This is a genomic window from Paenibacillus paeoniae (assembly GCF_003388735.1).
GTDB lineage: Bacteria > Bacillota > Bacilli > Paenibacillales > Paenibacillaceae > Pristimantibacillus > Pristimantibacillus paeoniae.
This window is the reverse complement of the sequence record NZ_QUBQ01000002.1, coordinates 834131-845977: the sequence shown is the minus strand read 5'-3', so window position 1 is coordinate 845977 and position 11847 is coordinate 834131. Positions and strand designations below refer to the sequence as shown.

Genomic DNA, 11847 nt, shown 5'->3' with positions numbered 1-11847 from the left:
GTAAAAGTTCATGAAGTCGCGCAGTTCAAAGCTTAATTATGATCGTTACGGCTATTTCTTCATCGCTCCTTTCTTTATCGTGTTTCTTGTATTTGGATTATATTCAATGGTCTACACGTTTAATTTGAGCTTTACGGATTTAAAGGGCTGGAACAGGGATTACAATTACGTTGGATTCAAAAACTTCGTGGATTTATTTCATAATCCATTGTTTATGAAGTCATTCTATAACACCTTCATTATCTGGATTATGAACTTTGTTCCTCAAATTACATTAGCGATTATTTTGGCGGCGATGTTTACGAATCCTCGACTGAAGCTTAGAGGACAGGGAATATTCAAAGTGCTTTTCTACCTGCCCAATATCATTACCGCCGCATCAGTGTCTGTACTGTTCTATGTATTGTTTAATCATCCTACCGGGCCAATCAATCAATTGCTTGTGAACTTCGGCATTTTGGAGGAGCCTTATAACTTCTTTAGAGATAAGCTGGCGTCTCGCTCCATTGTAGCCTTCATTCAATTTTGGATGTGGTATGGAAGCAATATGTTGATTCTGATTGCTGCGATGCTTGGCATTAGTCCTTCTCTCTATGAGTCGGCAATGGTTGACGGTGCGTCAAATACAAAAATCTTCTTCAAAATAACATTGCCGTTAATCAAACCGATCTTATTGTACAACTTGATTACTTCGTTAATCGGGGGAACACAAATGTTTGATATCCCGTTCCTATTGCTGGGAGGAGCTCCGGACTACAGCACAGAGACCATAGCTATGTTTATTTACAAACAAGCCTTTACAGGCGCTAACAACTATTACATTGCTTCTGCTGCCTCTGTTGTTCTATTCCTTGTTGTAATTCTGTTAAGTGCCATTATATTTAAGTTCTTTCACATGGAACCCGAGAGAAAAAGGAAGGGCGTCAAATGAACAATAACCTGACCGCACGAAGCCTGTTCATTTATCTGTTGTGTTTGGTACTTTGCGCCGCAAGCCTAATGCCATTCTGGATCATGATTGTTAACGCTACCCGATCAACGGAGCAAATTCAGCAATCTTTTTCTTTAATCCCCAGCCACTATCTATTAACCAATTGGGATGTGCTGGTCGGTAAAGGGTTTAATGTCATCACTGGTTTTTTAAACAGCGCATTTATTGCTTTCTCTAGTGCATTGTTAACGATTTATTTCTCAGCGATGACTGCATATGGATTTGTCACCTATCGTTTCAAAGGAAATCGTTTTTTGTTCGCGGTTGTTCTTGGTATTATCATGATCCCCGGACAGCTGGGGATGATCGGTTTCTACCAGTTTATGCTCAGATTGAATTTGACGGACAGCTTTATTCCGCTCATTGTACCTGCTATCTCTACAGCAACAGCTGTATTCTTTTTCAAGCAGTATCTGGATGCTACCTTACAACCGGAGATCATTCAAGCGGCAAGAATGGATGGCGCATCGGAATTGGCGATCTTCCATCGAATCAATCTCCCTTTAATGAAGCCGGCGCTTGCTACAATCGCTATCTTTAGCGTTGTCGGTTCTTGGAATAACTATCTTATGCCTTTGATCCTGATTAACTCGCAAGAAAAATATACCTTGCCGATGATGGTTCAACTATTAAAAACAGACATCTATCGAACGGAACTGGGAAGCATGTATCTTGGAATTATGCTGACGGTATTGCCTCTGCTAATCGTATACTTCAGCTTGTCTAAATATATTATATCCGGTGTTGCTTTAGGTGGAGTGAAGGAGTAGACAACATGCTTAAAATAACTAACCCAATCTTACGAGGCTTTAATCCAGACCCCTCTTTCTTGCTAGTTGGAGATACGTACTATATTGCGACCTCTACGTTTGAGTGGTTTCCTGGTGTACAGATTCATGCATCCACAGATTTAGTGAATTGGGAAGTCGTTGCCAGACCGTTAAATAGACCGGCTCATTTGGATATGAGGGGAAATCCGGCATCAGGAGGCATTTGGGCGCCATGCTTATCGTATGCCGATGGAAAATTTTATTTGATCTATACGGATGTAAAGGCATGGGGCAGCCATCCGTTTAAGGATACGCATAATTATCTTGTTACCTCTGAGAGTGTGGAGGGGCCGTGGAGCGATCCGGTTTACTTGAACAGCAGTGGATTTGACCCTTCGCTTTTTCATGATGAGGACGGAAGAAAATGGTTTTTGAATATGGAATGGGATTATAGATATGCAGGCGGGGATCAATTCTCGGGTATTCTATTGCAAGAGTACTGCGAAAGAGAGCAGCAGCTAGTAGGGCCTGTTCATAAAATATTTAAAGGTTCTGAGCTGAGCTTGGTGGAAGGCCCTCATATTTACAAAGTGGGGGATTATTATTATCTGTTTACTGCCGAGGGGGGAACCTCCTATGATCATGCAGAAACGGTTGCAAGAAGTAAGAATCTTACAGGCCCTTATGAGATGCATCCCAACACGCATCTGATTACTTCCAAAGGATATTCGGGCAAGATCCAAAAAGCAGGACATGGCAGTCTGTGTCAAGGAAAAGACGGTAAATGGTATTTTGCGCATTTATGCGGTAGACCTGTTAATGCCAATTTACGATGTGTACTGGGACGTGAAACGAGCCTTCAGGAGGTTGTATGGAGAGAGGGTTGGCCATACCTGGCTAATGGAACTCTGTTCCCAAGTGATGAAATCGAAATCGATATCGACGCGCAACCGTTACCCCGGAATCCGGAGACGCTCTACCCATTTCACAATGATGATTATTTGAGAGATTTCCAAACCTTAAGAATCCCGCTTGGTGCTGAGATTATGAATACAACGGAGAGACCAGGGTATTTGCGATTGCATGGCAGGGAATCCGTTGTTTCGATGCATACGCAAAGCATGGTCTGCAGAAGACAGGACACTTTCGTATTCCAGGCCGAGACCAAGCTTGATTTCCACCCGACAAGCTTTCAACACATGGCTGGACTCATCTATCGATATAACGAAGATAATCTTTACTACCTGTATGCATCCTATGATGAAGGGGCTTCTAGCAAGGTACTCCATGTCATGTCGATGGACAATGGGAATTATCGTGTATTAACCCCGGAGCATTCCGTTCATTTCAATTCCGATATTTATCTCCGACTTGAAGTCAATTATGAATCCGGTCAGTTCTACTATTCGACCGATGCAACGAATTGGAATAAGGTAGGGGAGCAGTTCGACACTACCATTCTTTCGGATGAGTATGCGAATCCATTGGGTTTTACAGGAGCATTCGTCGGAATGTGCTGTCAGGATCTGAACAATCAAACGATGTATGCTGACTTTGAATACTTCAAGTATAGCGGTGATTAAGGAGGAGGAATGAAATGACTAGACAATCAGGCTTACTCATCATACTTGCCCTTATGCTCGTAATCACTGCATGCTCGGACAGCTCTAAAAGCCCGACTAGCTATAAGACCTCAGGCGACTTGAAACGGTTGGAGCCAGCAGGCAACAAGGTGCTTCATGGTGCAGGTCAGGACATGGGAGCATTTGCCGAGTACAACATGGCCATGGGGGACGATATTAAGCCTATCCTCAGTATGTATTACGTAGGACTGAAGGATAAGCTGGACCACTTTTTCAAAGGTGTCCAGAGTGATCTGTATGATTATGGCGATGACGTTATTCCACAGATTGGCTTATATATGACTATGGATGGTCATCCGGAGAAAGCTTTTGATCACGAAGTCGCGGAAGGCAAGGTTGACTATAACATTGAGATATTGGTAAATGAGCTGAAGGCGCTGAACAGACCCGTATTCTTAAGAATTGGCTATGAATTTAATGGCGAGTGGAATGGCTACAAGCCGGAATCCTACAAGCAGGCATTCATCCGAATTACGAAGGCGATCAGAGAAGCAGGGCTGGATCAAGTAGCAACGGTGTGGAACTATTCGCCAGATGCGAATAACAAGGACTTTATGTCCTTTTATCCAGGTGACGAATATGTCGACTGGTGGGGCGTTGATATCTTTGAAATTCAGAGAACGACCCAGCAAGATACCATCGACTATATGAATGAGGCTGAAAAACGTGGGTATCCGGTTATGATCGGCGAGGTTACTCCAAGATTTGTGGGAGTTACAGATGGCATGAAGAGCTGGGATACTTTCTTTAAGCCATTCTTTGAATGGGTAGATGCCCATAAGGGGATTAAAGCCATTTGTTATATCAATTGGCAATGGAGTAAGTATCCGAACTGGAGCAACTGGGGAGATGCCCGCTTACAAACCAATGAGGTTGTTCTGACCAATTATTTGAAGGAAATGCAGAAGGACAAATATATACATTCCAGATCCAAGTAGTCATCCAAAATCATGGACGGGGGTTTTGATCTATGAAAAATTCACTATCTTTGATGATGATACTGTTACTGTCTTTGGGCCTGAGTATGAATAGTTTTGCTGCTGCTGAAAGTGTGAATGGATTTACTCCGCTTGAACAGGGAGGATTTTTGAACGGAACTTATTTTGAACAAAGCGTAGAACAAGCAGGGGATACCGCGGTCCAGGTAACAGGCAAAGGAGGCCTCAGTTGGCCGGATACTGGAAACATAGCGGAGCCTTCTGCAGTTGGAGTTAAGAGTGTTCATCCCTATGACCTGAAGGGTCTGAAGTGGAAGTTCTCTATTGATTCTCCTATGGAGTATGCGAGTGATCGCTGGATCGTTGTTTCTTTTGCTGATCAACCTAGATTGTTCAACAACTGGGACGGTCAAGATCCGGTGAAGGCAGGCTTTATTCTGTTCTTCTATAACCAGGCAAGCCATACCCTCCAAATTATGCCGCATACACATGCTGCACCAGGGGATTGGACCTTTATTGGCAATGCTGAGATTTCGTATAACGTTGGAGACGAGTTGAAGTTTACATTTACTAAAGTCAACACGGGGTATGAACTCAGCTTGAACGGCCAAAAGCTTGTTTTCAATCGTAATGGACAAGACATTACAACGATCAACTGGAGCGCTTTGCTACCGAATGATGAAGCCTATATCGTAACTGGAGCGAACATCGGGAATCCCGGAAGTATTCTTTATGAAGAAGAATTTGCTTATACCATTGGTACTGTACCACAAAAGCGATTGGAGCCGGTGGGGGACAAGGTGCTGCATGGTGCAGGTCAAGACACGGAAGCCTTTGCCGAGTATAACATGGCCATGGGGGATGATGTTAAGCCGATCATCAGTATGTATTACGTAGGACTTAAGGATAATCTGGAGCACTTCTTCGAGTGGCTCCAGATTGACTTAAACCAATATGGCGACGATGTTATTCCACAGATTGGTTTATACATGACGAAGGACGGTTACCCGGAGGAGGCCTATGAACAAGAGGTCGCAGAGGGTAGGGTGGATGCTAACATTGAGGTATTGGTGAATAAACTGAAAGCGCTTAACAGGCCGGTATTTCTGCGAATTGGCTATGAATTTAATGGCGAGTGGAATGGCTATAGTCCTGAATCCTACAAGCAGGCATTCATCCGGATTACGGAAGCCATTAGGGAAGCGGAGCTGGACCAAGTGGCAACGGTGTGGACCTATTCACCGGATGCGAATAACAAGGACTTTATGTCCTTTTATCCAGGCGATGAATATGTCGATTGGTGGGGAGTGGATATCTTTGAAATTCATAAAACGACCCAGCAAGATACGATCAGCTATATGAATGAGGCTAGAAAAAGAGGTTACCCGGTCATGATCGGGGAGGTTACCCCCAGATTTGTCGGAGTCACGAACGGTATACACAGCTGGAATGCCTTCTTTAAGCCTTTCTTTGAGTGGGTAGACGCCCATAAGGAAATTAAAGCAATCTGTTATATCAATTGGCAATGGAGTAAGTATCCCCATTGGAGCAACTGGGGAGATGCCCGCTTACAAGAAAATGAGATTGTACTGAATCATTACATGATGGAAATGCAGAGGGATAAATATATACATTCGACTGCTAATGAGAATGAATAAAGGGGTTTTGATCTATGAAAAAATTATTATCTTTGATGGTAATACTGTTATTGTCTTTAGGTCTGAGTATGAGTAGTTTTGCTGCTGCTGAAAGCGTGAATGGATTTACTCCGCATATGAAGGGAGGATTTTTGAATGGCTCTTATATTGAACAGAGTGTACAACAAGTAGGGGATAGTGCGGTCAAGGTAACAGGCAAAGGAGGCCTGGATTGGCCGGATACCGGAAATATACCGGAGCCTTCAGCAGTTGGAGTTAAGAGTGTTCAAAAATATGATCTGAACGGCTTAAAGTGGCAGTTCGCTATTGATTCACCTATGGAATATGCGGATGATCGCTGGATTGTTGTTTCTTTTGCTGATCAACCTAGATTGTTCAACAACTGGGACGGTCAAGATCCTGTGAAAGCGGGTTTTATCCTATTCTTCTACAATCAGGAAAGCCATACTCTCCAGATTATGCCGCATACCCATGCTGTGCCAGGGGACTGGACTTTTATAGGAAATGCTGAGATTCCGTATAACATTGGAGACGAGTTGAAGTTTGAATTTACAAAAGCCGACACGGGGTACGAGCTAAGCCTGGATGGTCAGAAGCTTGTTTTCAATCATAATGAGCAAGAGATTACGACGATCAACTGGGATACGTTTTTAACGAACGATGAAGCTTATATTGTAACTGGAGCGAACATCGGAAATCCTGACAGCACTCTTTATACCGGTGAGTTTGCTTATACGATTGGCTCACTGGCAGCTGCTGTAGTTGAGCAACCAGAGGAAAATGCTACTAATCATTCAGATGACGCTGGATCGGAAGAGCCTACTAAACCTTCGCCTAATCCTACAGAATCTTCAAATAAAGAAGATAATAGCAGCAGCGGTTCTAGCAGCTGGATGATGTATGTTGGAGCTGCAATTGTTTTGTTGTTAGTCGTAGCAGCTTTTTTAGTAAGGAAAAAGAGAGCTTAGCTAGATTTAAAGCAAGATAAAAAGGAGGTTGGACATGAATTCAATGTGGATTTGGATGAAATCCAAGCTAGGCCTCTCCATTATGATTTCAATGGCTGTCATTATTTCAATATTTTCAGTTGTTACGATCATGTCCCGCGATAATAGCAATAATATTGAGCCAGCCGTTTCTGAAGTCAATACGGATAATAAACAGATTCCGCAGCCTGTGCCTGTATCAGCAACGGCGCCTCCACTCGAAGAGGAGGTTCCCTTAACGGAGCAACATGTTGGCGAATGGATTAATGAGGCGGTATGGACAGGGTATCATTTATCTCCATCTGAAGAGGGAGAAGTTTCGATCAAGTTTGATCATACAGCAGATTATGCAAGCGTACGGCGGAAAATGAATATAGGAAATGAAAATCAGTTAGCTCTTCAGTTTGTGAATCTGAATCAGAGCATTACACATTTGGAGTTATATCTTAGAGGCGATAAAAAGCAATTTGTAGATGATGCTAACGGCGGGTACTGGCTTTATCATGAAGCATTTGTAGGCGACTATAAGGCAGAGGGTAGTCAGAAAGAGACAGTCCGACTCACTTATGATATTTCGGGAGCGCTATCAGAATTGCATGGCAATCTGTCCGATGGTGTTCAACTCGTCATGATGATAGAATCGCATCCGAATTCTACGGCTAGTTATGACAGAAAAGGCGAAATGATCGTACAATCCGTAACTTTAACAACAAAAGCAAACGAAGCGAAAAGGACAGTATTTCATGAGAATACCATTATGCCATGGCGTACAGATGGCGGATACAAATTGTCTGTCCAAAATGGACGAACGCTAATTTCTTATGACAATCCTACGGATTACGCTAACGTCAGCGCTGAAATCAAGAATCACAATAAAGCCTATTCATTCTTAAAGCTTGTTCTGGAGCGGGGTGATAGAAGCACAGAGAACATCACAGTTAAGCTTTTAGGAACTAATGGACAAGAGGGCTACGATGTTATTGATCTTACAAAGATCAACACCGATACTTTCGTTTACGAGGTGGATACGATAGCTGTTAATACGATGATCGGTAAGCTTGCGAGAGTTGAATTATTTATTGATAGTAATCCGCTTAATGAGCCGACCAATCGGAAAGGGAAACTAACCATTGCCTCTGCTTCTCTTATGAAGGCTGCTACACAGCAAGCTGCCGAAGTATCAGTACCACCTTCTAAAGGGAAAGGTGTCACTATTGATGCTTGGAACACGGCTGGCGGATATACGATACAGCAGAAGGATGGCTCGACACATGTCAGCTATAAAAACGATGGGCTCAGTGATTATGCCAATATTTATACGACTGTAAATCATCATGCGAAAGAGTATGGCAACCTGACCATTACGTTTGATCGTCTGGATCACAGTGCTGAGAATGTATTGGTTAAATTATTGGGTGCTAATGGCGAAGAGGGATATGGAGTAATCAATCTCATGGACTACAAAGAGTCAGTTGTAAACTATGAGATGGATATATACGCGACAAATCCGAGAATCGACAGGGTTGTAAAAATGGAATTATTCATTGATTCCAGTCCTCTGCTTCCAACCAAAGATCGAACAGGGGAACTGAAGATTATCTCCGTATCTTTTAGTAAAGTAGGCTCGCAACCACCTAAGAAACCGCAGCCTTCAGATGAAGAAATGGAAAGCAACGAGGAAATGATAGGAATATGGAAGACAGATGGAAGCTATACATTAAATCCAAGGAAAGATGGAACAATCGAAATTTCTTATAAAAATATGGGACGCAGCACTTATGAGAATGTGTACAGTACGATTAGCGGACATTCTGCGGAGAAAAAATATCTCCGGTTCACGCTGAAGAACTTGGACAGTGCGTCCAAGCATGTATTAATTAAGACGATTGGCAAGAACGGTCAAGAAGGCTATGGCTTAATGGTATTAAAGCCGAATGCAACAACAGATTATGAAATGGATGTGTATAGCGCTAACCCTGATATTGATGTTATTTCTAGAATCGAGCTGTTTATTGATACCTCGAGTGAGGCAGGGGCAGATTTAAATGAAGGAAAGCTTGAGATTTTAGACGTGAGCTTTGACGAGAATTCTAGAAATGACAATGAAGAAGAAGTCAAAGAGCTGACAATCGGCGAATGGAAAACAGATGGAGAATACACGCTAAACGCAGGGAAAGACGGCTCAATCGACATTTCTTATGAAAGCATTGGTCGCAATACGTATCAGAATGTATACAGTGCAATTAGCGGCCATTCGAAGGAGAAAAAGTATCTTCATTTTACGATGAAGAACTTGGACGGTACCTCCAAGTATGTATTAATTAAGATCATTGGCAAGAATGGAAAAGAAGGCTATGGCTTAATGGTCTTAAAGCCGAATGCAACAACCGATTATGAAATGGACATCTATGGAGCTAATCCCGATATGGATATCATTGCTAAAATCGAGCTGTTCATTGATTCATCTGGGGAAGCTGGTGCAGACGTTAACAGGGGCAAGTTGGAATTGCTTGCTGTGACCTTTGCTAATCATTCGTCCTTAGAGGAGGAGGAAGTGCCAAGCACTGATCTAGAGCAGCACCATCCTGGGCCAGGTACGTCTAACCCACCGATAGTAGATTTAAAAGGATGGGGTACTGACGGGAAATATGCTCTGAAAGCAAATTCGTCAGGACATATTACAGTCACTTATTCGAACGTTGCCAAGAACTCGTACGCCAATATTAATAGATCCATCGACAATCATACGGCTGCCAAAAAATATTTACAGTTCTCCATTCGCAATAAAGACCATACCTCCAAACATATTCTGGTCAAGTTAATTGGAGCCAATAATCAAGAGGGCTACGATGTGATGACCTTGGAGCCTGATGCTGTGACTGATCATGAGATTGACGTATATGCAACTAATTCAGATATGGATACTTTGAAAAGAATTGAATTGTTTATCGATTCTTCCGGCGATGCAACGGCCGATACGAATGCGGGATCATTAGTTATCGAGTCATATGCGCTTGCAGAAGTTTCGAATACGACCCCGCCTGTCGTTCAGCCAGGACTGGATTTGGGAGACTGGGCAACACCAGGAGGCTACATCATAACTAATGGTGAGAACGGCTCTGCCAGTGTATCCTATAGTAATGTTGGCAAGAACACGTATGCCAATATCTACAGCACAATTACAGGACATTCAGAGACATTCAAATATTTGCAGCTCTCCATTCATAATCACGACAGCAGCACCAAGCATATTCTGATTAAGTTAATTGGAGAGAACGGACAGGAGGGCTATGGCGTTATCCGTCTGGAGCCTAATTTGATTACAGACTATGAATTGGACATATATGCTGCGAATCCTGGTATAGACAGGCTGCGTAGAATCGAGTTCTTTATTGATTCTTCAGGAGATGCAACGGCTGATGCCAATAGTGGTTCGTTAGAGATTGTTTCCTATGCCATCTCAGAGGACTCTAACACCCCGCCTCAAGTCGATCCATTGGAAATGGACTCAGCACAATTAGCGGATTAGATAAATGCAAAAGGCTTTTACTGAACACATGCAGCACAGCATGTACAGTAAAAGCCTTTTTTGTCCTGTCTGGTTACTCTTGTGAGGGAGGGTCAGTTTGATTTCATTTTTGTGAAAAAATGATGGATGGCATAATAAGCAGCTCCCCGCACGGCGGATTGTTCTTGAAGCTCAGCAAATAGAATTCTCAGCTTGTTGCGATGGTGTGGCAGTGTCCGACGAGCGACTGACGCTTGAATGGCCTCCTCCAGCCAAAGCTTGGCGCGACTCATTCGGTTGCCGATGATGACTAGCTCGGGATTGAATATATTCACGATGCTGGAGATGCCTATTCCCAGAAAATCGCCAACGGAACTAAAGAGCGCGCGTACTTCTTCGTTTCCTTCTTGGGCTGCTTGCAGCATGTCATCCAAGCTATCAAAGCCGAGGGGCTCGGCCATTTGGAGAAGGGCGTTTTCCGAAGCGTACAGCTCCCAACAGCCATCATTTCCGCAGCTGCATCGTTTTCCTTTATATTCAATGGAGAGATGTCCTAGTTCCCCGGAGAATCCGGACGCACCCTTATACAACTCGTTGTTCAAAATGATACCCGTACCGATTCCGATTCCTACGCTCACATAAATTTGATGCGCTACACCGCGGCCTGCGCCATAATTTTGCTCACCTTGTGCTCCAGCATTGGCTTCGTTGTCGATAGTGACTGGCAAGTTAAACTTATCCTCCAGCATGCGCTGTAGCTCAAGTTGTCCCCATTTCAAATTAGGGGCGAAAAACATCGTTCCATGGTCGTCCACAATACCAGGCACGCCCACGCCTATACCAACAATGCCATATGCGCTTTCGGGCGCTTTATCGATTAAAGTGGAAATGCAGTGAACAAGCTTGTCGAGAACAAAATCTTGTTGTTGATTCTTGAGAGTCAGATTAGTCTCGGCTATGAGCGCTCCCTCTAGATCCGTTAACACTCCTCGAATATAATTGACGCCCAGATCAATGCCAATTGCATATCCTGCTTGTCCGTTAAATAGTAACATGACTGGTTTGCGGCCGCCGCTTGATTCGCCTGTGCCAATCTCCAGCGCGAGGTTGCTGTTGATCAAATCTTGAACCAAATTGGACACGGTCGCTTTATTAAGGCCTGTTAGTTCGGATATTTTCGCTCGGGAAAGAGGAGCGTTCTTCACTAATGCTTCCAACACAATAGCTGTATTTATCTTTTTAATTAGCGTTAGATCGCCTGTCGTTGTCACTTTCAAAAGCTGCAGCCTCCGTCAACTTTATTCTTGTACAGTCATTTTACCATGATTAGAGCGTTTAAATCATAGAAGCAAG

8 protein-coding genes are annotated in these 11847 nt (G+C 43.3%); 7 read left to right on the top strand and 1 reads right to left on the bottom strand.

Translation table 11 applies throughout. The annotated features are described in order from the left end of the window. Positions 1-10 precede the first annotated feature (10 nt). The 7 genes from DX130_RS15995 (at position 11) to DX130_RS15965 (ending at position 10515) form a co-directional block, all read left to right on the top strand. Positions 11-931, top strand: coding sequence for a carbohydrate ABC transporter permease (locus DX130_RS15995; RefSeq protein WP_116047026.1), 921 nt, complete (start codon positions 11-13; stop codon positions 929-931). Beyond that, positions 928-1761, top strand: coding sequence for a carbohydrate ABC transporter permease (locus tag DX130_RS15990; RefSeq protein ID WP_116047024.1), 834 nt, complete (start codon positions 928-930; stop codon positions 1759-1761). Before DX130_RS15995 ends, DX130_RS15990 begins: the two co-directional genes overlap by 4 nt. A gap of 5 nt (positions 1762-1766) precedes the next feature. Further along, the gene (locus DX130_RS15985) at positions 1767-3344 is read left to right on the top strand and encodes a glycoside hydrolase family 43 protein (RefSeq protein WP_116047022.1); all 1578 of its coding nucleotides are present in this window, start codon (positions 1767-1769) and stop codon (positions 3342-3344) included. 14 nt (positions 3345-3358) lie between these two features. Then, complete coding sequence (locus tag DX130_RS15980; protein WP_116047020.1) at positions 3359-4342, top strand: glycosyl hydrolase; 984 nt, start codon at positions 3359-3361, stop codon at positions 4340-4342. Between the two features lie 32 nt (positions 4343-4374). Next, positions 4375-6000: a glycosyl hydrolase gene (locus DX130_RS15975; RefSeq protein WP_116047019.1), complete on the top strand. Its 1626-nt coding sequence runs from the start codon at positions 4375-4377 to the stop codon at positions 5998-6000. 14 nt (positions 6001-6014) lie between these two features. Further along, positions 6015-6968 (top strand): hypothetical protein, encoded by a 954-nt coding sequence (locus DX130_RS15970; protein WP_116047017.1) that lies wholly within the window; start codon positions 6015-6017, stop codon positions 6966-6968. Positions 6969-7050: 82 nt separating this feature from the next. Beyond that, on the top strand, positions 7051-10515 hold the full coding sequence (locus DX130_RS15965; RefSeq protein ID WP_133297937.1) for a hypothetical protein: 3465 nt from the start codon (positions 7051-7053) through the stop codon (positions 10513-10515). 92 nt (positions 10516-10607) lie between these two features. Here DX130_RS15965 and DX130_RS15960 read toward each other — a convergent pair whose 3' ends face one another. Further along, positions 10608-11771 (bottom strand): ROK family transcriptional regulator, encoded by a 1164-nt coding sequence (locus tag DX130_RS15960; RefSeq protein ID WP_116047014.1) that lies wholly within the window; start codon positions 11769-11771, stop codon positions 10608-10610. Between the last annotated feature and the right edge of the window lie 76 nt (positions 11772-11847).